The organism is Streptococcus sp. Marseille-Q5112, assembly GCF_916700555.1.
GTDB classification, from domain to species: Bacteria; Bacillota; Bacilli; order Lactobacillales; family Streptococcaceae; genus Streptococcus; species Streptococcus symci.
The window spans coordinates 330,038-353,381 of record NZ_CAKAKP010000001.1; the positions used below are offsets into that span (position 1 = coordinate 330,038).

The window sequence follows — 23,344 nt, forward strand, 5'->3', positions numbered from 1 at the left end:
TTTAGTCCTCGTATAATGGGAAGGCATCTGTTAATTCTTTAACTGCACTTCTCACTTCTTCTAAGACAGCTTCATTTCCTGCATTCTTAAGGGTTTTAATGATAAGTTCAGCCACTTTGCGACTTTCTTCTTCACCAAATCCACGTGCAGTAATAGCTGCTGCTCCGATACGAATCCCACTTGTCTTGAATGGTGACAAGCTTTCGTAAGGGATTGAGTTTTTATTTAGGGTAATATTGACTTCATCCAGCAAGTTTTGAGCAACTTTGCCGTTTTCTACAACTTTAGTCACATCCACTAGGAAGAGATGGTTTTCAGTCCCACCAGAAATAATACGGAAATCAGAGTCTTGCAAGAAGACATCTGCCATAGCCTTGCTGTTTTTGATAACATTAGCAGCATATTCCTTGAAGGCTGGATCTAAGACTTCTTTGAAAGAAACAGCTTTAGCTGCCACAACATGCTCCAAAGGACCACCCTGAATACCTGGGAAAATAGCTGAATTAATTTTCTTAGCTAAGTCTTCATCATTGGTCAAAATCAAACCACCACGTGGGCCACGAAGAGTTTTGTGGGTCGTTGTTGTAGTGATATGAGCGTATGGCACTGGACTTGGGTGAAGACCAGCTGCAACCAAACCAGCAATATGAGCCATATCTACCATGAGCTTAGCTCCAACAGCATCAGCAATTTCACGGAATTTTGAGAAATCGATAATTTGAGAATAGGCTGAAGCACCTGCTACAATCAATTTTGGTTTTACTTCTTGAGCTTGTTTTAAGATAGCATCAAAGTCCAAGAGTTCCGTTTCAGGGTCCACACTATAAGAAACGAAGTTGTAGGTTTGACCTGAGAAGCTAACTGGAGCTCCGTGGGTCAAGTGTCCACCTGCTGCCAAATCCATCCCCATAACGGTATCACCTGGCTCAATCAAGGCCATGTAAGCCGCACAGTTGGCTTGGCTTCCTGAGTGAGGTTGGACATTGGCAAATTTTGCACCGAAAATTTCTTTTGCGCGTTCAATAGCAAGAGTTTCTACCACGTCTACTACATCAGTTCCACCATAATAACGGCGTCCTGGGTAACCCTCGGCATATTTGTTTGTCAAGATAGACCCTTGAGCCGCCATAACAGCCTTGGAAACCACGTTTTCCGAAGCAATCAACTCGATGTTATTTTGTTGGCGTTCTTCTTCTTTGGCAATAGCATTCCAAAGATCAGCATCGTATGCTTTAAAATCGTCTTTGTCAAAAATCATAGGTCTTCTCCTTTATAGTGTGACTGGTCCATTAGTTTGTTTTTCAATAAGAAAATAAACTAAAAGATGCGAATAAACCGTTTCTGCATTTTATCACAAGTATAACCAACTTTTTCATAAAATGCATGAGCACCCAGACGATGATCGGCAGAGTTTAAACGGATAAACCCATAACCACGTCTTTTTGCTTCTTGCTCCAACCCTTGCAATAAGCTTTTACCAATACCTTGACCTTGCGCTTGAGGTGAAACTGCTAAAGCTAAAATATTAAATCCTGCTTTAGAATAAAGTGATTCATAGACCTCAGCGTGGACATATCCAAGCAAGGCATGACTAGATTCATCCTCATAAGCAAGTAAGAAATGATGTGAATCCTGAGATAGTCTAGCTAGTTGACTAGCCGTTTCCTCTGAACTAAAAGAATAGCCCAAAGCCTCTTGGTTGATGTCACATATAGCTTTCACATCTGTTTCTTGCAAATTTCTTAGCATTTTAAGCCTCCTCAAAAGAAATCTCTGACAACCGAGCAAGAATATCTTCTCGCTTAATGCCCCCTTGGCGTAAGATTTTCACCTTGTCTCCAGACAAATCCAAAATAGTTGAATCCTGCCCAGTTAGAAAACAATCGTCTTCCAAACCCAAAACCTCTTGGTCAAAATCCTCTAGAATTTGAGCAAAGGTCACTCCACTTGCATGACCTGAGATATTAGCAGACGGCCCAATCAGAGGTCCTATCTCTCTAATCAAATCAAGGGTAATGGGATGACTCGGCATCCGAAATCCAACAGTTGCAAGACCAGAATTGACCCAATAGGGAACTCGGTCATTGGCTTCTAGAATGATGGTTAAGGGACCTGGTAAAAAGGTCTCTACAAGTTTTTGTAGATAAGTTGGCTGATTCTTAGAAAAATGCAAGATGTCCTCTAGAGAGGCGATATTGAGATTGAGTGCCTTGTCTCTTGGACGACGTTTGAGCTGGTATACATGATCAACTGCTTTTTCGTCTAGAGCCTTGGCAAAGAGACCGTAAACTGTCTCAGTAGGTAGAACGACCGCTCCACCATTTTCCAACTCTTGTCTAATCCTGTCCATCATCAACCACGACCATCCTATCTTGACCAAATTGGTCCTTGAGTGTTCGTACTCGTTTTTCAGGAAGATGTTTCCTAAAGAGTTCAGGAACACTTTGACCTTGCTTGTATCCAATTTCAAGGTAAATCTTACCACCATCTTTGAGATAGTCTTTTGCATCTTCCGCAATTCTACGGTAAATAGCTAGACCATCCTCATCTGCAAAGAGAGCTAGACGAGGTTCTGAATGCAAAACATTCAAACCCACCTCTGACTCATCTTCACGAGAGATATAGGGTGGATTGGAAACAATTATATCATATTTTTCAGAAATTTCTGTAAAACAGTCAGATTTTTTTAAAAATATTTGAAGATTTTGATTTTTAGCATTTTCGCTAGCTAAATCTAAAGCATCTTGGGAAATATCCGCTGCTGTTACTGACCAATTTGGTCTGTTTTTTGCTAAGGCGAGAGCAATAGCTCCACTACCTGTTCCAATATCCAGAACTGAAAGATTCGTCTCAGGATTTTCACCCAGGATAAGCTCCACCAACTCCTCTGTCTCTGGACGAGGGATTAATACTCGCTCATCAACTTGTAACTGCATTCCATAAAAATCTGCCTGTCCAATGATGTACTGTGCCGGTTTATGAGCTGCTAACTGTTGGAAAATTCCTTTTACAAATACTTCTTCCTCTTCCGTCACTTCCTGCTGAAGAGCAAAGACAAAGTCCGTAAAAGATAGATTTTTCAGGCTACGATGGACAAAAGAGAGGCTTTCAGCTTCCTCTCCTTGTCTTATCAACTCTTCTTCAAAATCTGAAAATAATTGAGCTAATTTCATTATTTGTTTAATTCTTCTAATTTTTGTGTTTGGTCATAGAGCACCAAGGCATCCACAACCTCATCCAATTTACCAGACAAAATGGTATCTAGTTTTTGGAGGGTTAAACCGATACGGTGGTCTGTGACACGGTTTTGTGGGAAGTTATAAGTACGAATACGTTCTGAGCGGTCACCAGTACCGATTGTTGATTTACGCTCAGCGTCTTGTTCATCCTGAGCAATTTGTGCAAAGTGGTCAGCAACACGCGCACGGATGATTTTCATGGCCTTCTCACGATTTTTCTGCTGGGTACGTTCTTCCTGCATCTCAACCTTGATATTGGTTGGCAAGTGAACGATACGAACGGCAGTCGCAACCTTATTGACGTTCTGTCCACCAGCACCTGATGCGTGGTAGATGTCAACACGAAGGTCTTTTGGATCAATATCGTATTCAACCTCTTCAACTTCAGGCATAACAAGAACTGTCGCTGTCGAAGTATGTACACGGCCTTGGCTTTCTGTCACAGGGACACGTTGCACACGATGAGCACCTGATTCGTACTTAAGCTTAGAGTAAACAGATTGACCTGAAACCATGGCAACGACTTCTTTGAAACCACCGACACCGTTCATAGAAGCTTCCATGACTTCAAAGCGCCAGCCTTGGGCTTCTGCATACTTTTGGTACATAGTTAGAAGGTCCCCGGCGAAAAGTGCCGCTTCGTCACCACCAGCCGCTCCACGAATTTCAAGGATGATGTTCTTGTCATCGTTTGGATCCTTTGGAAGGAGCAAAATTTTGAGTTTTTCTTCGTATTCTTCTTTTTCAGCCTTGGCATCTTTGAGCTCTTGCTTGGCCATTTCTTCCAGGTCCGCATCTCCGCCTGATTCCTTAATCATCTCTTCAGCATCAACGATGTTTTGAAGGACTTGTTTATACTCACGGTAAGCTGTTACCGTATCACGAGTAGAAGCCTCTTCTTTGGAAAGTTCCATGAAACGCTTGGTGTCCGAAACCACATCTGGGTCACTGAGTAGTTCTCCTAATTCTTCATAACGGTCTTCTACAGCTTGTAGTTGATCATAGATGTTCATTTTTCTTCATTCTCCTTATTGATTTCAGGCGCAAAATAATGTTTACGGCAAACCGAGATATAGGTTTCATTGCCACCAATCTGAATCTGCTCACCATCATAAACGGGCAGTCCATCCTGTGTACGCAACACCATAGTCGCCTTTTTCTTACAATACTGACAGATGGTCTTGATTTCGTCAATCTTGTCTGCTAAAAGCAAGAGATACTTGGAACCTTCGAACAGTTCATTGCGAAAATCATTTTTCAAACCAAAGGCCATGACAGGTATGTCTAACTCGTCAACAACACGAGCCAGGTCGTAAACATGGTGACGCTTAAGAAACTGGGCTTCATCGACCAAAACACAGTAAGGCTTTTCTGGTAGGTCTCGGATATAGCCAAAGATATCCGTCGTTTCCTCAATCGCAATGGCAGGGCGTTTCATACCAATCCGACTCGACACATAACCAACACCGTCACGAGTATCCAGAGCTGAAGTCATAATCACAACACCTTTTCCTTGCTCCTCATAGTTATAGGCCACCTTGAGAATCTCGATTGTCTTTCCAGAGTTCATGGTCCCATAACGATAATACAACTGTGCCATGTTTCTTGCTTCACGTCCATTTCTAAATTTTTGCTACATTCTAGTATATCATAATTTTCTTAAGCTTTAAACGGCAAAATGTGGTAAAATAGAAGAAATCAAAACTAGTGGAGGAAGCCATTATGCCATTTGTACGCATCGATTTATTTGAAGGACGCACGCTCGAGCAAAAAAAAGCTCTTGCTAAGGAAGTAACGGAAGCCGTTGTCCGTAATACTGGAGCCCCTCAATCTGCTGTCCATGTCATCATCAACGACATGCCAAAAGGAACCTACTTCCCACAAGGGGAAATGCGCACCAAATAAGCTAGCTTAAGCAGAATTGCTTAGGCTTTTTCAATCTCCAAGTGGCATCCATTGAAGAAATAGTTTAAATTTGTTACAATTTGAAAGGATACTTGGAAGAATTTCCAAGAAAAGAGCTATTAATTAAAGGAAATATTATGATTACACGTGAATTTGATACCATCGCTGCTATCTCTACTCCACTAGGTGAAGGGGCTATTGGTATTGTCCGCCTGAGCGGAACAGAAAGTTTTGCTATTGCACAAAAGATTTTTAAAGGAAAAGAATTGAGTCAGGTTGCCAGTCACACTCTCAACTACGGTCACATTATTGATCCTCTGACTGGTAAAGTCATGGACGAGGTTATGGTTGGGGCTATGAAGTCTCCAAAAACCTTCACTCGTGAGGATATTATCGAGATTAACACCCACGGTGGGATTGCGGTGACCAATGAGATTCTCCAGCTAGCTATTCGTGAAGGAGCTCGATTGGCAGAACCTGGTGAATTTACCAAACGTGCCTTTTTAAACGGTCGTGTAGACTTGACACAGGCTGAGGCAGTGATGGATATCATCCGTGCTAAGACTGACAAGGCCATGAACATTGCAGTTAAGCAATTAGACGGCTCCCTTTCTGACCTGATTAACAATACCCGTCAAGAAATCCTCAATACACTTGCCCAAGTCGAGGTCAACATTGATTATCCTGAGTACGACGATGTTGAGGAAGCCACTACTGCTGTTGTCCGTGAGAAGACTATGGAGTTTGAGCAATTGCTAACCAACCTCCTTCGAACAGCACGTCGCGGTAAAATTCTTCGTGAGGGAATTTCAACTGCTATCATCGGACGCCCTAACGTTGGAAAATCTAGCCTCCTCAACAACCTCTTGCGTGAAGATAAGGCTATCGTTACAGACATTGCTGGTACTACTCGAGATGTCATCGAAGAATACGTCAATATCAATGGTGTCCCTCTCAAATTGATTGATACGGCCGGTATTCGTGAAACAGATGATATTGTAGAACAAATCGGTGTTGAGCGTTCGAAAAAAGCCCTCAAGGAAGCTGACTTGGTACTACTTGTATTAAATGCCAGTGAACCTCTGACAGTCCAAGATCGTCAACTCCTAGAAATCAGCCAAGAAACCAACCGTATTATTCTTCTTAACAAAACTGATCTTCCTGAAGCGATTGAAACTTCGGAACTACCTGAAGACGTTATTCGTATTTCAGTCCTTAAAAACCAAAACATCGATAAGATTGAAGAGAGAATCAACAACCTCTTCTTTGAAAATGCTGGTTTGGTTGAGCAAGATGCTACTTACTTGTCAAACGCCCGTCATATTTCCTTGATTGAGAAGGCTGTTGAAAGCCTACAGGCTGTTAATGAAGGGCTGGAACTAGGTATGCCAGTTGACTTGCTTCAAGTTGACTTGACTCGTACTTGGGAAATTCTAGGAGAAATCACTGGAGATGCTGCTCCAGATGAGCTCATCACCCAACTCTTTAGCCAATTCTGTTTAGGAAAATAAGAAATCCATGATCGTTCAATCGGTCATGGATTTTATTGTCTTTATTAGTAATCTGGTCTTAAGACCCCTGTTACAGTTGCCTTGGTTGCTTCGTAGTCGCCATCTACGACAACCTTGATAATGCGTTTGGCATCTTCTTCTGGTGCTGGAACAAGAGGTAGACGAGTTGGACCAGCTTCAAATCCCATATAGTTGAGAACGGCCTTGATAGGAGCAGGACTTGGATATGAGAAGAGGGCATTAACCTTAGGAATAAATTTACGCTGAATAGCTGCCGCTTTCTTCATATCGCTTTCTGCAATGGCAGTAAACATCTCGTGCATTTCATCCCCATTTGTATGAGAGGCAACAGAAATAACTCCATCCGCACCAAGGTTCATGGCATGGAAAGCATCTCCATCCTCACCTGTATAAATCAAGAATTCTTCAGGCTTGTGCTCAATCAAGTAAGCCATATTAGCCAAGCTAGTACATTCTTTGACACCGATAATATTTGGATGGTCAGCCAAGCGAAGCATAGTTTCTGGAGTTAATTCGACAACCACACGACCTGGAATGTTATAGATAATAATTGGTAGGTCAGAAGCATCAGCAATAGCTTTAAAGTGCTGGTACATTCCTTCTTGAGAAGGTTTATTGTAGTAAGGGACGATTGCAAGTCCAGCAGAAAAACCACCAAACTCAGCAACTTCTTTGACAAACTCGATAGAGTCACGCGTATCATTGGTACCCACACCCGCAATCAAAGGAACACGCCCATTGACAACTTTCTGTACAGCTGCAAACAGTTCCAACTCTTCATCGTGGGTTAAGGTTGGACTCTCAGCAGTGGTCCCTGCGAGAAGAATTCCATCCGTATGATGCGCCAACAAATGCTCAATCAAGGCTGGAATGGCATCAAAGTTGATGGAACCATCCTCGTGGAAGGGAGTAATAAAGGCTGTGATGATTTTACACTCTTTTAAATCTTGATAAGACATGAGAAACACCTCTCTATTTCAAAGAAGGAGTTCATATGAACTCCTAAACAATATGACTATTTTAATTCAAATTTCAATTCGGCCGTTGGACGGACCAAGCCACGTTCGTGCAAAGTTTCAGCAATCTGAACTGAGTTCCAAGCAGCACCTTTGAGAAGGTTATCTGAAACAACCCACATGTGGATTCCTTTTTCTGCATCCAAGTCTTTACGGATACGACCAACAAAGGTATCACGCGAACCCACGGCATTGATGGCTTGAGGATAAATTTGATGAGCCACATCATCTTCAAGAACAGCACCTGGGAAGGCTGCGATAGCTGCTTTTACTTCTTCGATTGGAGCCACTTCTTTTGTTTCGATGTAAACAGACTCAGAGTGAGCTGACAAAACTGGAATACGCACACAAGTTGCAGATACTGCAATGCTGTCATCTTCCATAATTTTCTTAGTTTCCTTAGTCATCTTCATCTCTTCGTAAGTGTAATCATTGTCAGTGAATACATCAATTTGTGGAAGAGCATTGAAGGCGATAGGATAGTGTTTCTTGTCACCACCTGAAGGCAAGATTTCGGCATGCAAATCACGTGGAGTTACACCATCATTCAAAACTTCACGAAGTTCACGTTGTGTCTCAAGAATTGCTCCCATACCAGCACCTGAAACTGCTTGGTAAGTTGAAACAATGATACGGTCCAAGCCCCATTTTTGGCGAACTGGCTCAAGAGCCACCATCATTTGGATTGTTGAACAGTTAGGGCAGGCAATGATACCGTTGTGGGCATCAAGTGCATGAGCATTGACCTCTGGAACAACCAAAGGAACATCTGGATTTTGACGGAAGTAAGATGTATTATCTACTACTACCGCTCCAGCTTTAACTGCGTATGGTGCATATTTAGCTGATGTAGAACCACCTGCTGAAAAGAGAGCAATATCAACTCCTTCAAAAGCTGTTTCAGTCGTTTCTTCAATCGTAATATCTTGATCTTTAAATTTCAAAGTCTTGCCTGCTGAACGTGCAGAAGCAAGTAAACGAATTTTATCAATTGGAAGTGTTGATTCTTCCAACATTTTTATCATCTGAGCTCCGACAGCACCTGTCGCGCCGACTACAGCAACTGTATATCCCATAAATAACCTCTTTCGGAATTTTCTAAAAATTTCTATAATAGATGTATTATACTACTTTTTCCATGAATTGCAAAGCTTTTTCATCATTTTTTGGAAAATAAAAATCCCCAGTCGCTAGACTAGGGACTAAGAGGCATCTTCATGTGATGAGCAGGTTCACACAACTCATCAAGGTCCGCTCCTGCGTTATGACCTCCTTATGCTCAATAGTAGTCCGAAGACTACCTATCGACTCATCGCGTCTATTATATTACTTGAAATAAGTAGTTTTGTCAATAGTAAATTTTTGCAGGATGACTTTTATTATATAAAAGTCAGAATTTTTTCTCACGAGCATAAGAAAAAAACTCTTGTGTTCAAGAGTTTCCCTGTAAATATCATGCTAATTGCCGGGATTGAACCGGCGACCTCATCCTTACCATGGATGCGCTCTGCCAACTGAGCTAAATCAGCTTACTTAAAAAGTATACTATAGTTAGAAAAACTTGTCAAGTTTCCTTAGATATTTTCCATAAGAAAAAGCCAGGTAAGAGCTACCTAGCTTATCTTCTTCTATTTGCTTAAATCAATTCGACGACCAATTTTACCAATAATAATCGCGCCAATAATCAATGAGGCAAATTCACCAATTCCTGTTGTAAACCAAGTAAGGAAAAATGGTAATTGCGCTACGATATTCAACTCTGCAGCGATAGTAAACATGGAAATTGAAAAGAGGATTGAAAAGAAGAAATGATCTTTTCGAATTAATCCATTAAAGAGGTAATCTTTACTGTATTTTGCAAAAAGCCAAACACCTAGACTGAGGAATACTAGGGTTGATCCACCACCAACAAAGACATCTAGCAGTCCGAAGCTAAAGAAATTAGCAATCATACAACCGATAGTAACTCCGATGATGTACTTAGGATTGTAAAAAGCCATAAAGTTCATCATTTCTGAAATACGGAACTGATAAGCACCATAGCTAATGGCATTTAGAGGTGGTGTGACAGTCAAAACGACATAGATAGCAGCAACGATTGCAATATCTGCTACATCACGAATAGTTAATTTTTTCATCTTTTCTCCTTTGGCGGGTTGTCCGCGTGTAATATGCTTGGTGAAAGAAGCTAAGCACCAAGGGTTGCTTGAATCAACCTTACTAGTATAGCACAATAGCCTGCTTTATGCTATACTAAAAGCATGAAAAAACGTATTCAATGTCTCTTAGATAATGAACTCTTTGCTTATCTCTTTTTTGGTATAGCGACTACTCTTATAGCTATCCTATCCCGATTAGTCATTTATCAACTAAGTCATCAAGAACTCCTTGCGACTGCCTTGGCAAATATTATCAGTATCCTCTTTGCATTTATTACAAATGATAGACTTGTATTTAAGCAAGCTAGGAAGAATTGGTCAAGACGTTTAGTAAAATTTACTCTAGCACGTCTCTTCACTTTTGGTCTTGACCTTGTCTTGACTTTTATTTTTGTTACACGTTTTCCAGAAATCATTGGACGGTTCGTTAACAATAATCTGGACTTAGTTAATGAGATTGAGACTTTATCGGCTCAAATTGCTATTATTATGTTAAATTATTTTTTAAGTAAATTGTATATTTTTAAGAAAACAAGGTAAATTTCAAGCATTAATCTTGCAATTTATTTGTAATTGAGTTATAATAAATTTAAAATTATGGAAAGGAAATTATGAAAATGTTAAAAGATCTTAAAGCATTTTTACTTCGTGGTAATGTTGTTGACCTTGCTGTCGGTGTAATCATTGCTACTGCTTTTGGTGCAATCGTTACATCACTTGTTAACGATATCATCACCCCACTTATTTTGAATCCAGCCTTGGAAGCTGCGAAAGTACAAAACATCGCTGAGCTTGCTTGGAATGGTGTTACATATGGTAAATTCTTGAGTGCTGTTATCAACTTCCTAGTTATCGGTACTGTTCTCTTCTTCGTTATCAAAGGAATTGAAAAAGCTCAAAGCCTTACTAAGAAAGAAGAAGCTGCTGAGGAAGCTCCAGCTGGTCCAACTGAGTTGGAAGTACTTCAAGAGATCAAAGCTCTTCTTGAGAAAAAATAATCAATTAAAAGGATCTAGCACAAAGCTAAATCCTTTTTTCTTTACTCTTTTGGTAACTTACCTGCTTTTTCAAGCATTTTCTTAATAAGATAAGGCATCTTAACATTTTCCCGACCTTTTTTCTCAATCAGTTTTTTCACAAATTCCGGCATTTGTAAATCTTGAGATTCGGCCAAGATATTTTTAGTTTCATCCGAAGGAACTAACTCATCAAAGGTTTCTTCTTCAGGGAGAAATTCCTTAAATTCTTGATGTTCATTGGCTCTGACTGTATTGACCAAGGCATCAATCAAACGAGAATCTGTATTTGGCATTGGTGGACGATGATAGTTCACCCCAAATTCCTGACACAAGTCATAACATTCCACATCGTTGTCAAACAAGACTTCAATATGCTCGCTGATGAAGCTGATAGGAACAAAAATATAATGGTCTGGATGTTCTTTCTGCTCTCTAAGATACTCCAAGACATCTGGCTTAATCCATGGAATCCCAATATCACTTTCACTTTGCCAAGTGTTAGTATATTGCTCGGAACTCAAACCCAGCTTTTCAGCGACTAGCTTGCTATTTTCAAAAATTTGATCGATATAAGGATCGCCAAAATCCAAGGCAAAAATGGGCACACTGTGGGCTGAAAAGATGACTTTAAAGCTATCCTGCTTTACTTCTTCTTTTAAAATCTTACCAATTTCATCCGCCCAATAGTTTAAGAGTGCTTCTTCTTGATACCAGTCCTTAATGACCAAAAATTGAATTTGTTTGCTTTCTAAAAATTTTTCATAGCCCATGACAGAGTAGAAAGAATAATGAGGCTCCAAAATCAAGCAGATACACTGTTCAATGCCGTCTGCTTCCATCTGACCGATCACATCTGGAATAAAGGGTCTAGAAAACTTATTGGCAAAATAGACACTGTATTCATTTCCCAGCCTAGCTTCTACCAAATCAACCTCTTCACGGGTAATTCTTTGCAGAGGCGTACCTCCAATAAGTACATAATTATCATAGAGTGTTTGAATCTCGTGGTCTTGAGGTCTCACTCCGCGACGAATATTTGTGAAAAAATCAGCCACACCTTCAAAGGTAATCTCTTCTGGCGAACCGAAAGTCATCATTAAAATTGCTTTTTTCATAATCGCTTCCTTGTGATATTTTTATCAAGTTTATTTTATCATTTATTCAATAATAAGTAAACGCCAACATAGTGAATTTCCCGAACTTCTGTCTTTTGTTTTTCTCTCTTTTCTATGATACAATGGAAAAAATGAATTCAAAAGGAGTTTTTTATGACTTATCCCAATCTCTTGGACCGCTTCTTAACCTACGTTAAGGTCAACACGCGCTCTGATGAACACTCTACTACTACTCCAAGTACACAGAGTCAGGTAGATTTTGCTACAAATATCCTTATTCCTGAAATGAAACGTGTTGGATTACAAAATGTTTATTATCTACCAAATGGTTTTGCAATTGGGACCTTACCAGCCAATGATCCATCATTAACACGTAAAATTGGCTTTATCTCCCACATGGATACTGCTGACTTTAATGCCGAAGGAGTCAAGCCACAGGTAATTGAAAACTACGATGGTGGTGTGATTGAACTTGGAAATTCTGGTTTCAAACTCGATCCAGCCGACTTCAAGAGTCTTGAAAAATATCCAGGACAAACCCTCATCACAACCGATGGAACAACCTTACTAGGTGCTGATGACAAGTCAGGAATTGCTGAGATTATGACTGCCATTGAATATCTGACTGCTCATCCTGAAATCAAACACTGTGAGATTCGTGTTGGTTTTGGTTCAGATGAGGAAATCGGTGTTGGTGCTAATAAATTTGATGCAGAAGATTTTGATGTTGATTTTGCCTATACTGTAGATGGCGGACCTCTCGGAGAACTTCAGTACGAGACTTTCTCAGCAGCTGGGGCTGAATTGCATTTCCAAGGACGCAATGTCCACCCTGGTACCGCCAAAGATCAGATGGTCAATGCCCTTCAGCTAGCAATTGATTTTCATAATCAACTTCCAGAGAATGACCGACCTGAGTTAACAGAAGGTTACCAAGGCTTCTACCACCTAATGGATGTGACAGGTAGTGTCGAAGAGGCGCGTGCAAGCTACATCATTCGTGATTTTGAAAAAGATGCCTTTGAAGCTCGTAAAGCAGCTATGCAGTCTATCACTGATAAGATGAATCAAGAACTTGGTAGCGACCGTGTCACTCTAAACTTGACAGATCAGTACTACAATATGAAAGAAGTCATTGAAAAAGATATGACTCCAATTACCATTGCTAAAGCCGTTATGGAAGATTTAGGTATCACTCCTATAATCGAACCAATCCGTGGAGGGACAGACGGCTCTAAGATTTCCTTTATGGGAATCCCAACTCCTAATATCTTTGCGGGTGGAGAGAATATGCATGGACGTTTTGAATACGTCAGTCTTCAGACCATGGAACGTGCAGTTGATACCATCATTGGTATCGTAGCTTATAAAGACTAAAAAGACGAGGTAGCTCAGCTACCTCGTCTTTTTTAGTTATTCAGCAGGTTTGTCTTGATTTCCAGTACTTGTTGTAGATTCTGTTGTTTCCTTTTCTGAAGCTAATTCAGCAGGTTTAGAATCGATTGTGTTGCTTGCTTTGTTTTCGTTGCTTGCAGTTTCACTGTTAGATTTCTCAGCTGTTGATGTTTCTGTTTCGGGACTGGTCTTATCAGTATTTGCTTCAGCATTTGTTGCTGGACTTGCTTCTTCACTTGCGCTAGCTTTTGACTTGATTTCTTGATTCAAGACTAGGATAGTTTTTGTCAATTCAAGTAAAGCAGCTTTATCCTTACTCTTAGCAGAAAGTTGATCTAGTAATGCATCCACTTTATCAAAGTCGGCATCAGAACCCTTATTGTTTTCTAAGTATGCGTGAAGTGACATGAGGATATCGTAAAGTTTTTGATAGAGTACAAGTGTCTGAGGATCTTGCTCTGCATTTTCCTTCTCTTGTTGAAGGGCGCTAGCGATACGAGTCAAGACATCTTTTACCTGGCTGTTTACTTCATCCAAGTCTGCATCAACCTTGTTTGTAGCAGCTTTGAGATTTTCTACTTCTTCTGCCAAGGATTGTCTGATTCCTTCTTCTTGGATTTGTTCCAAGAGTTGAGTTGCCTTGCTCAAGAGACTTTCTACTTCTTCCTTGCTAACATGATTGACATGTTCTTCAGGCATGAAGTCTCCGTACAATTCTTTCAAGAAGCCATAAATAGCTGTCTTAGCAGTTTGGTTATCTACTTTTTCAGTATCTAGAACTGTCTTAGTCGATTTAGCAGTAGTTGGTTGAGCTTTCAAAGCTTCTTCTACTTCTTGTTTTGCTTGATAGATACTTGGGAATAATTTGTTCAATTCTGCTGCCTTAAGGAAGGATTGAGATTGATACAAGGTCCAAGTCAACTGAGCCACTTTATTACGAAGTTCATCACTCAAACGACCGTCATTTACATGTTCGTAGAAATACTTGATGTATTCTACAGTTGTAACACCTGTTCGATCATTAAAGTCTTGAAGAGCTTGAAGTTGTGATTCAACCGCTGCTAAAGTAGCCTCATCTTTAGCCAATTTAGCTTCTTGGAGTCGAACCAGAAGGTCTTTCTTAGGAAGTCCATAAGAATCTGTATCTAGTGTATTGATTTTATCAATCAAGGCTTGATATTTCTTGTCTAATGGACTTGTTTCAACTGGTTTGACACTTTCATCAATATGGATATATTGCTTATCAAAGAGATCAAGTGTTGCAAGATAACCTGCTGTAGAGTTAGTTGCCAGTTTCTTCATGTTTTCAGTAAACTGTCCTAAGGCTAACTCAATCTGTCTTTGTTCGATAGGCTTGTCTTTGTAGATACTTCTGCTATCAGCTAGAAGTTGATCTACTTTTGCCAAAACTGCCTTCTCATCAAAAGCTCCAGGTTGATAGTTGGATTGTAGGGATGGAATCTTGTTTTTCAAAGCTACTTCATAGCCCTTCGTTTGAACCTTGATGTAGTGATTGTGGTCGCCATGAGGAATCACAAAACTACCATTTTCTACCTGTAAGCTATACGGAGACACACCATCTCGCAAAGCAGTGGTATAGAGTTCATTTAGGAAATCAAGTTCTGGATTGCCAGTTTGTAGCGGAAGACGCACATGTTCCTTACGAACAGCATATGGATGGATATGAGTTGGATCGTAGGCTTGGTCTGGATTTCCAAAGACAAAGAATCCGTTTGAAATTCTAATCGCTTCAAGTGGAACTCCGTATGTTTTAGAAATATAAGCAATCTTTTCTTCATCGCTAGCATCTCTTGAGAAAGACTCTACCGTTTTAGCAAGAGGTTTTACAGGCTCCGCATCATGATGTGTTTTCAAATGATCCTGAGCTGCCTTAATTTGCTCTGCTGTCAAATCTTTCTTGAAGAAGTAATGATTGTGGTCACCATGACTCATGACAAATCCTTGTTCATCCTCACTGATGACACGATTAGCATCAAAACCGTGATCATGGTCTTCATCATGTTTATGGCCATGATTATCGTTATCGTGTTCATCATCATGGGCTGGGCTTGGTGTTACTGGCGTTTTACCTCTCAAATGATCCTGCGCGTCCTTGATTTGTTCTGGTGTTAGATCCTTCTTAAAGAAGTAATGATTGTGGTCACCATGAGTCATGACAAAGCCTGCCGCATCTTCACTGATAATTCGATTGACATCAAAATCATGGCCATGTTCGTCATGGTGATGACCGTGTGTATCTTCATCGTAATCTTCATGGGCTGGACTTGGTACTGATGGCGTTTTACTTTTCAGATGATTTTGGGCGGCCTTAATTTGCTCTGCTGTCAAATCTTTCTTAAAGAAGTAATGATTATGATCACCGTGTGACATGACAAAGCCTTGATCATCCTCACTGATGACACGATTGGCATCAAAACCATGATCATGGTCTTCATCATGATGAGCGTCATGTTTATGTTCGTCATGCTTAGGTGCCTGACTTCCATGGTCACCGTCTTGCTCATGATGATGGTTTTGCTGAGTAGGTTTTTCTGCTGGTTTTCTTGGATTCTCCAATGGTGTTGGTTTCTCACTGTCACTAGTTAGAGGAATCATTCTCGCAATCTTTTCTTCTAATGCAGAAAGCTTTGTATATGGAATGAAATGATAGTGATTTCCATGAGGAATCGCTACACCACTTGGTGTTCTGCTTGAAATCTTAGCAGGGTCAAAAGTCAAACCATCCGATTCAGTATATCGTTGAGTACTTGGAAGAGCATAAAGCTGCTGTAATAGACTTTGAAGACTCTCGGATTTATTACTTGGTATTTCAGCCTGTTGAATAGGCTTGGTAGCTTGACCAGTCCCATTTTTACTTGGACGATAGTCAGTCACACTAGGCTGATTTCTAGTTCCAGAGAGGTAAGCTTGTGCTGCAGCCAATTCACTAGCAGACAAGGAACTCTTTGGAATGTAGTGGTAATGTCCTCCGTGAGGGACGATATAAGCATCACCAGTATCCTCTATAATATCAGATGCATTAAAGATGTAGCCATCATCAGTAGTATAGCGACCTTGAGATTGAGCAAGCGCCACTGCACTATTAGATGTTGGTGCATCGTGAGTATGACCTTGTTTTTGGCGTTCAATTTCGTCCTTCGAACGAACGTTATCCGCATGTGCCACATCCTTAAGGTAAACATAATACTTACCATCCACCTTGATAATGTAACCACCTTTGATTTCGTTAACAACATCAGCGTCTTTAAGTTGATAATTGGCATCTTTCATCAAAAGTTCTTCACTGAAAATCGCATCAAAAGGAACTTTCCCATTATAATAATGGAAATGATCACCGTGTGAAGTCACATAACCTTGATCAGTGATTTTCACAACAATCTGTTCAGCCTGGATATCTTCTTTTTTGCTGACTTGATCTGGTGTTTGTGTCTCTGTTTTTTGAGTGTCTTGTTTCCCATCGACATAAGATACACGATTCGTATCTTTATTCTCTCCTGTCTGATGTTGATTCAATGCATAAATACACAGACTTAAAGAAAGGACGACAGCTGCACCAGCAGCAAGTTTCTTCTTATTTATTTTCATAATCTCCTCATTTCAATTCTTCTGCTAAAATACTCATATTGTCTTCTAGGTTTTCTAGGTAAGTCTTGTCATTTTGTGGGTCTGCCTCTAAAGGATTCAGAGTTTTTAGACCCACACCTGTTGATTTGACAAGAGTTTCAGCTACTTTTGAAGAAGCATTACTTTCTGTAAAAATTGTTTTAACCTTATAGGTCTTAACAAATTCCTGAATTTCTGTTAGTTGTCTTGGACTTGGTTCTTGTTCTGGAGAGATACCTGCGATTCCAAGTTGATTGAGTCCAAATCGCTTAGCTAGATAAGAAAAGGCTGTATGTTGGGTTACAAATGTTTTCTGAGTCGCTTTTTCAAATTTAGGCTGGAATTTCTTAGTCAATTCTTGAGCTTTTTTGATAAAGGCTTGCGCATTTTTTTGATAAGTTTCTTTATGTTCACTATCCACCTCTGAAAGTTTATCAGCGATAATCTGAGCTTCTTCGCCAGCTTTTTCAGGATCTAGCCAAGTGTGAGGATCGTAAAGCGTTTTTTCATCAACTCCATCACCTGCTTCCACGTCTTCTAATCCAGGAACACGGTCCAATGTCATTCCTTCTGAAGCCTCTAAAACCTTAACTTTGGATTTTTTTAGATTGGGATCCAGACTTCCTGCCCAAGATTCGAGCGTATGCGAATGGTAAACAAATACATCTGCATCATAGATGGCTGCAATATCATTTGCTGAAGGTTCGAAGGAGTGAATTCCGTTACTTGACTGAATCATTCGAACATCATTCAAGTCACCAGATACTTCCTTGACCATGGCATAGATAGGATAAAAACTGGTCACAATTTTCATCCCTTTACCTGACTGGCTTTCCTTTTGGCCACAAGCAGCTAATACCAGAACCAATACACTGGTCATCAATACTAAAATCGTCCTCTTTTTCACTATAACTCCTTAACTAGTGTTTAACCATTTAATTAACTAGTAAATAGTTTATCTTTATTTAGAAAATATGTCAAGAATTTTTACACAATTTCATAAAAAAGAGAACAGAATCCATATTCTGCTCCCTTTTTATCTTCTATAATAGTTGTATAGTTACTTACTCTCCTTTAACAAGACTAATAGCTTTTCAGCTTCTGCCATAATAGTATTGTTGTCCTGAGAACCAAATAACAGATTATTTTTTAATCCTGTGAGAGTTTCGTTGGCATTGGACTTAAGAATTGGATCCTTAATCTTTTTAAGTAACTCTTCCGCCTCTCTCAGTTTTTCTTCAAGCTTTTCAGTTTCAACCTGATGTTCCTCTGGTTCCGATGGTGATTCTTCTTCTGATTCCTCTGGTTCTTTTGGTTTTGGAGATTCTGCTTTCTCATTTTTCGGTTTTTCTTCGCGAGGTTTTTCCTCCTCAATTTTTTCTGTCTGAGGTTTCTCCTCTGTTGGTTTCTCTGTTTGATTGTTGTTAGCAGCTTGACTATTGTGGTTTCTTTGAACATGGTCGCTCGCATTGCCCCAACCACTATCTGAATGCGGACGTTCGTTTGGATGTTCGACATAATACTTCACAGTTTCAAATAGCTCTTCTAAAGTATACCCCTTAGGTGCCTCATAAAGTCCTTCGTCAAACCACTCAAATTTGATGTTATGGTAATGGTCATAATGAGGTATAATCAAACTTCCATTTTTAACTTCCACAGTATGTTGGAGATTGTAAGGCATACGGTCAAGTGGTACCTTCTTAGCTGCTTTTACTCGATTGTAAATCGCTTCTGCTCCCTTAGCTTCAGTATTTCCTGAATTTTGATGATTTGTTGAAGGAGGAGTCAAACCTTTCTCTTTAGCATAAGCTTGACCTGATGCTCTTTCAGCTTCAGACAAACTTTCTTTCTTAATCCAATGACTGTGGCTCATATGCGGAGTTACATAGGCATCCCCCTCATCACTGGTAATATCACGTGGATCAAAGATATAGCCATCTTCTGTTGTATACTTGCCTGCCAACTTGGCTACTTGAATCTCATCATCTGTGTAAACTATTTGTGCATTTGGTTTTCCTAAACGTTCTGGATGACGAATCGGCGCTAGAAAAGCAAGGATATCATCAACTAACTTGACCTTATCACTTGACTCATCGTTGAGACGTTCCAATAGTCTATCCAAAGCGTCAAAATCAGCTTGGCTCCCTTTATTGGAAATCAAATCTTGATGAACTGTTGCTAGTAAATCATAAACTTTGTTGTAAAATTTTTGATCAGCAGATGCAAGATTGGTTTTCTTAGCTCCTAACTCATGAGACAAACTTTCTTGTTTGGCAAGTTTATCATCAATGGCTGCAACAGTTTCTGCTGAAAGTTCCTTGGCAGAAATATAACGCGAAATTCCATTCTCTTCGAAGACATAACCATCAACCACCTTTCGAATCACCTGTTTTACCAATTTTCCATCAATTGGATTGCTTGGAGTTGGTTTAGGATTTGGTACAGGTTGTGGACTTGGTATCGGGGTAGGCTCTGGAGCAGGAATTGGTTTTGGAAGGCTTGGAGTCGGAATTGGTTTTAATTCTTTACCACCTGCAGTAGTATGATTTCCTTGATAATTTTCAGAAATCATTCTCGCAATCTTCTGTTCTAAATCAGACATTTGAGAATAAGGGATAAAGTGATAATGGTCTCCGTGAGGCACTGCAACACCATTCGCAGTTTTTCTTGTAATCTGCGCTGGATCAAAAACAAGTCCATCTGATTCCACATGTCGTTGGCTAAGCGGTAAGGCATAAAGCTGTTTCAAGAGACTGGATACGTCTTCACTTGGACTTGCTTGATAGCTATTATCCACTTGTGGGCTAACACTTGGAGTCCATCTTCTGGTATTTGCTTCAACATTGCTTTGATTCGTTTGTCCATATGAACTACTATTCGGTGTCTCTGATGAGCTACTGCTAGAAGAATTTGTCGAAGGACGATAGCCAACTGAGCTTGGTTGATTACCTTTTCCAGATAAGAAGGCTCGAGCTGCAGCTAATTCACTGGCAGACAAATCACTCTTAGGAATATAGTGGAAATGGTTGCCGTGAGGAACGATATAGGCATCACCTGTATCTTCTATAATATCAGATGCATTAAAGATATAACCATCATCCGTTGTATATCGACCCTGAGCTCTAGCAGCTACTACCGCATTATCGCTAGAACCACCCCCGTGATTACTACTGTGTTCCTGCTTCTGACGAGTGATTTCTTCTTTTGAGCGAACGTTATCAGCATGTGCTGCATCCTTTAGATAGACATAATACTTACCATCTACCTTAATCACATAGCCACCCTTGATTTCATTGACAATGTCTGAATCCTTCAACTGATAATTTGGATCTTTCATCAGCAGTTCTTCACTAATGATAGCATCATAAGGAACCTTGCCATTATAGTAATGATAATGGTCTCCATGAGAAGTCACATAACCTTGATCCGTAATCTTGATAACGATTTGCTCGGCATTAATACCTTCTTTTTTACTGACTTCATCAGGTGTCAAATTCTCTGCCTTTTGGCTTGGTTGGTTGCCATCGATGTATGAAACACGGTTATTTTCTTTTACAGTTTGAGCTTGATGCAAACCTAGTTCATAAGCACAGACACTTAAAACAAGTGCAGCTGCTGACCCAGCTAGATATTTTTTATTGATTTTCATTCTTTCCTCTTTTCTTAACTCTATTTGATTCACTATAAAACAATAAACCAGTTAATTAACTAGTTAATAGTTTACTCCTTTTAGTACTGCTTGTCAAGAATTTTTCGTATATACATAATAAAAATGAAAGTCCCTTTATCGAGACTCCCATTTTTCATTAGTTTGTTTTTTCCTTATTTACAGGTGAAGGATTACTACCTTTTAACAACGCAAGTAATTTTTCTGCTTCTGCCATGATACCATTATTATCCATGGTTTGCAGGCTCAAATTATTTCGTAAACCAGCTAGGGTTTCTGTCGCATTGCCTTTCAGACTAGCATCTGTTACTTTAGCAAGTAAAGCTTCTGCTTCTTTGAGCTTGGCTTCTACTTTTTCAGTCTCTACTTGAGGGACTTCTGGCTCAGCAGGTGTTTCCTCTACTGGTTCTTCATCCGCTTTGAAGTTCTTTTTGGGATCTTCACTGTGGTCTTTCTTACCTAAGACATGCTCGCTGGCATTTCCCCATCCGTCATTAGAATGTGGACGTTCATCAGGATGTTCAACATAGTACTTAATCGTCGCAAATAAGTCTTCCAAGGTATAGCCATTTGGAGCTTTGTATGAGTGATCATCAAACCAAGCAAATTTAATGTTATGGTAATGATCCTTGTGAGGAATAATTAAATTACCATTTTTAATCTCAACTGTATGCTCAACCATGTATGGAAGTCGAACGAGTGGAATTCGTTTCTCACCTTTCACACGATTGTAAATGGCCGCTGCACTATCTCCAGTTGGATTTGCTTGAGCATCTGCGTCTGCTGACGGAGGTAGAATTCCTTTTTCTTTAGTATAAGATTGAGCTGCAGCTTTTTCCTTATCAGAAAGGCTGTCTTTTCCAATCCAGTGACTATGTCCCATATGAGGCGTTACATAGGCATCTCCTTCATCACTGATAATATCATGTTCGTCAAAAATGTAACCATCTGACGTCGTATACTTATCAGCTAATTGAGCAATGCGGACTTCATTTTCGGTATACTCAATCTGAGAATTTGGTTTGCCAAGTCGCTCTGGATGAGTAATTGGTGCTAGGAATGCCAATAAATCATCTACCAATTTTCCTTTATTAGAAGATTCATCATTCAAGCGTTCTGCTAATTTGTCTAAGGCTTGGAAATCAGAAACGCGACCTTTATTTTCAGACAAGGCTTTATGAGCCTCAGCCAACAGATTATATGCTTTATCATAAAATTCTTGGTCACGAGGAGCAACTTTTTCTTTTTTAGCAGTTAAAGCGTGTGATACACTCTCTTGTTTTGATAACTTGCTTTCAAGATTTTTAACAGTTTCAGATGGTAAATCTTTCGCAAAAACATAGCGTGAGATTCCTTTTTCTTCGAAAACATATCCTTCTCCAACTTTTCGTACCAGCTGACTAACCAAAGCAGAATTTGAGTCTATTTTAGGATTTGGAGTAGGAGCCGGTTTTACAATAGGTTTCAAAGGTTTTAAGCTAAGAGCTGGCAAAACAGGAGATGGAATTAAATTTGGAAGGCTTGGAGTCGGAATTGGTTTTAATTCTTTACCACCTGCAGTAGTATGATTTCCTTGATAATTTTCAGAAATCATTCTCGCAATCTTCTGTTCTAAATCAGACATTTGAGAATAAGGGATAAAGTGATAATGGTCTCCGTGAGGCACTGCAACACCATTCGCAGTTTTTCTTGTAATCTGCGCTGGATCAAAAACAAGTCCATCTGATTCCACATGTCGTTGGCTAAGCGGTAAGGCATAAAGCTGTTTCAAGAGACTGGATACGTCTTCACTTGGACTTGCTTGATAGCTATTATCCACTTGTGGGCTAACACTTGGAGTCCATCTTCTGGTATTTGCTTCAACATTGCTTTGATTCGTTTGTCCATATGAACTACTATTCGGTGTCTCTGATGAGCTACTGCTAGAAGAATTTGTCGAAGGACGATAGCCAACTGAGCTTGGTTGATTACCTTTTCCAGATAAGAAGGCTCGAGCTGCAGCTAATTCACTGGCAGACAAATCACTCTTAGGAATATAGTGGAAATGGTTGCCGTGAGGAACGATATAGGCATCACCTGTATCTTCTATAATATCAGATGCATTAAAGATATAACCATCATCCGTTGTATATCGACCCTGAGCTCTAGCAGCTACTACCGCATTATCGCTAGAACCACCCCCGTGATTACTACTGTGTTCCTGCTTCTGACGAGTGATTTCTTCTTTTGAGCGAACGTTATCAGCATGTGCTGCATCCTTTAGATAGACATAATACTTACCATCTACCTTAATCACATAGCCACCCTTGATTTCATTGACAATGTCTGAATCCTTCAACTGATAATTTGGATCTTTCATCAGCAGTTCTTCACTAATGATAGCATCATAAGGAACCTTGCCATTATAGTAATGATAATGGTCTCCATGAGAAGTCACATAACCTTGATCCGTAATCTTGATAACGATTTGCTCGGCATTAATACCTTCTTTTTTACTGACTTCATCAGGTGTCAAATTCTCTGCCTTTTGGCTTGGTTGGTTGCCATCGATGTATGAAACACGGTTATTTTCTTTTACAGTTTGAGCTTGATGCAAACCTAGTTCATAAGCACAGACACTTAAAACAAGTGCAGCTGCTGACCCAGCTAGATATTTTTTATTGATTTTCATAA

At 39.9% G+C, this 23,344-nt stretch carries 19 protein-coding genes, 1 tRNA gene and 1 riboswitch; of the genes, 5 read left to right on the top strand and 15 right to left on the bottom strand.

Annotated features, from left to right (window positions below):
- Position 1: 1 nt before the first annotated feature.
- From glyA to LG372_RS01720, 6 genes are read right to left on the bottom strand one after another with little or no spacing between them, the layout of a single operon-like run.
- The gene (gene glyA / locus LG372_RS01695; protein WP_225741967.1) at positions 2 to 1,258 is read right to left on the bottom strand and encodes a serine hydroxymethyltransferase; all 1,257 of its coding nucleotides are present in this window, start codon (positions 1,256 to 1,258) and stop codon (positions 2 to 4) included.
- 59 nt (positions 1,259 to 1,317) lie between these two features.
- Complete coding sequence (locus LG372_RS01700; RefSeq protein ID WP_225741968.1) at positions 1,318 to 1,749, bottom strand: GNAT family N-acetyltransferase; 432 nt, start codon at positions 1,747 to 1,749, stop codon at positions 1,318 to 1,320.
- A gap of 1 nt (position 1,750) precedes the next feature.
- Positions 1,751 to 2,353: an L-threonylcarbamoyladenylate synthase gene (locus LG372_RS01705; RefSeq protein WP_225741969.1), complete on the bottom strand. Its 603-nt coding sequence runs from the start codon at positions 2,351 to 2,353 to the stop codon at positions 1,751 to 1,753.
- On the bottom strand, positions 2,337 to 3,173 hold the full coding sequence (gene prmC, locus LG372_RS01710) for a peptide chain release factor N(5)-glutamine methyltransferase (RefSeq protein ID WP_225741970.1): 837 nt from the start codon (positions 3,171 to 3,173) through the stop codon (positions 2,337 to 2,339). Before prmC ends, LG372_RS01705 begins: the two co-directional genes overlap by 17 nt.
- Positions 3,173 to 4,252 (bottom strand): peptide chain release factor 1, encoded by a 1,080-nt coding sequence (gene prfA / locus LG372_RS01715; RefSeq protein ID WP_001028815.1) that lies wholly within the window; start codon positions 4,250 to 4,252, stop codon positions 3,173 to 3,175. The genes prmC and prfA overlap by 1 nt, the downstream gene beginning before the upstream one ends.
- A complete protein-coding gene (locus LG372_RS01720; protein ID WP_000068125.1) occupies positions 4,249 to 4,839 on the bottom strand; it encodes a thymidine kinase in 591 nt (196 codons plus the stop codon). The genes prfA and LG372_RS01720 overlap by 4 nt, the downstream gene beginning before the upstream one ends.
- 122 nt (positions 4,840 to 4,961) lie before the next feature.
- Between LG372_RS01720 and LG372_RS01725 the strand changes: the two genes are divergently transcribed.
- On the top strand, positions 4,962 to 5,144 hold the full coding sequence (locus LG372_RS01725) for a 4-oxalocrotonate tautomerase (protein ID WP_225741971.1): 183 nt from the start codon (positions 4,962 to 4,964) through the stop codon (positions 5,142 to 5,144).
- A gap of 137 nt (positions 5,145 to 5,281) precedes the next feature.
- On the top strand, positions 5,282 to 6,655 hold the full coding sequence (gene mnmE, locus LG372_RS01730) for a tRNA uridine-5-carboxymethylaminomethyl(34) synthesis GTPase MnmE (protein WP_225741972.1): 1,374 nt from the start codon (positions 5,282 to 5,284) through the stop codon (positions 6,653 to 6,655).
- Between the two features lie 44 nt (positions 6,656 to 6,699).
- Here the strand turns inward: mnmE and dapA are convergent, their stop codons facing one another.
- From dapA to LG372_RS01750, 4 genes are all read right to left on the bottom strand, one after another.
- Positions 6,700 to 7,635, bottom strand: coding sequence for a 4-hydroxy-tetrahydrodipicolinate synthase (gene dapA, locus LG372_RS01735; RefSeq protein WP_225741973.1), 936 nt, complete (start codon positions 7,633 to 7,635; stop codon positions 6,700 to 6,702).
- Between the two features lie 56 nt (positions 7,636 to 7,691).
- Positions 7,692 to 8,768 (bottom strand): aspartate-semialdehyde dehydrogenase, encoded by a 1,077-nt coding sequence (locus LG372_RS01740; RefSeq protein ID WP_000542464.1) that lies wholly within the window; start codon positions 8,766 to 8,768, stop codon positions 7,692 to 7,694.
- 380 nt (positions 8,769 to 9,148) lie between these two features.
- Positions 9,149 to 9,221: transfer RNA gene (locus LG372_RS01745), tRNA-Thr, on the bottom strand.
- 99 nt (positions 9,222 to 9,320) lie between these two features.
- Positions 9,321 to 9,830 carry a QueT transporter family protein gene (locus tag LG372_RS01750; protein WP_000737072.1) on the bottom strand — a complete coding sequence of 170 codons (510 nt, stop codon included), beginning with the start codon at positions 9,828 to 9,830 and terminating at the stop codon, positions 9,321 to 9,323.
- Positions 9,828 to 9,925: riboswitch (PreQ1 riboswitch) on the bottom strand. (Overlaps the previous gene by 3 nt.)
- A 28-nt stretch (positions 9,926 to 9,953) precedes the next feature.
- Here LG372_RS01750 and LG372_RS01755 point away from each other — a divergent pair.
- Positions 9,954 to 10,391, top strand: coding sequence for a GtrA family protein (locus LG372_RS01755; protein ID WP_225741974.1), 438 nt, complete (start codon positions 9,954 to 9,956; stop codon positions 10,389 to 10,391).
- A gap of 77 nt (positions 10,392 to 10,468) precedes the next feature.
- Positions 10,469 to 10,849 (top strand): large conductance mechanosensitive channel protein MscL, encoded by a 381-nt coding sequence (mscL, locus tag LG372_RS01760; RefSeq protein WP_000910205.1) that lies wholly within the window; start codon positions 10,469 to 10,471, stop codon positions 10,847 to 10,849.
- Between the two features lie 41 nt (positions 10,850 to 10,890).
- Here the strand turns inward: mscL and hemH are convergent, their stop codons facing one another.
- Entirely contained in the window at positions 10,891 to 11,985 is a 1,095-nt protein-coding gene (gene hemH, locus LG372_RS01765; protein WP_061589698.1) for a ferrochelatase, read from the bottom strand.
- Positions 11,986 to 12,138: 153 nt separating this feature from the next.
- On the opposite strand from hemH, the gene pepT reads away from it, so the two are divergent.
- Positions 12,139 to 13,362 carry a peptidase T gene (pepT, locus tag LG372_RS01770; RefSeq protein WP_225741975.1) on the top strand — a complete coding sequence of 408 codons (1,224 nt, stop codon included), beginning with the start codon at positions 12,139 to 12,141 and terminating at the stop codon, positions 13,360 to 13,362.
- A 36-nt stretch (positions 13,363 to 13,398) separates the two neighbouring features.
- On the opposite strand, the gene LG372_RS01775 is transcribed toward pepT, so the two are convergent.
- From LG372_RS01775 to LG372_RS01790, 4 genes are all read right to left on the bottom strand, one after another.
- On the bottom strand, positions 13,399 to 16,986 hold the full coding sequence (locus tag LG372_RS01775; protein ID WP_225741976.1) for a pneumococcal-type histidine triad protein: 3,588 nt from the start codon (positions 16,984 to 16,986) through the stop codon (positions 13,399 to 13,401).
- Between the two features lie 7 nt (positions 16,987 to 16,993).
- Positions 16,994 to 17,884 (bottom strand): zinc-binding lipoprotein AdcAII, encoded by an 891-nt coding sequence (adcAII, locus tag LG372_RS01780; protein WP_413252009.1) that lies wholly within the window; start codon positions 17,882 to 17,884, stop codon positions 16,994 to 16,996.
- Positions 17,885 to 18,064: 180 nt separating this feature from the next.
- Positions 18,065 to 20,653: a pneumococcal-type histidine triad protein gene (locus tag LG372_RS01785; RefSeq protein ID WP_225741978.1), complete on the bottom strand. Its 2,589-nt coding sequence runs from the start codon at positions 20,651 to 20,653 to the stop codon at positions 18,065 to 18,067.
- A 157-nt stretch (positions 20,654 to 20,810) separates the two neighbouring features.
- Positions 20,811 to 23,342 carry a pneumococcal-type histidine triad protein gene (locus LG372_RS01790; protein ID WP_225741979.1) on the bottom strand — a complete coding sequence of 844 codons (2,532 nt, stop codon included), beginning with the start codon at positions 23,340 to 23,342 and terminating at the stop codon, positions 20,811 to 20,813.
- Positions 23,343 to 23,344: the final 2 nt, after the last annotated feature.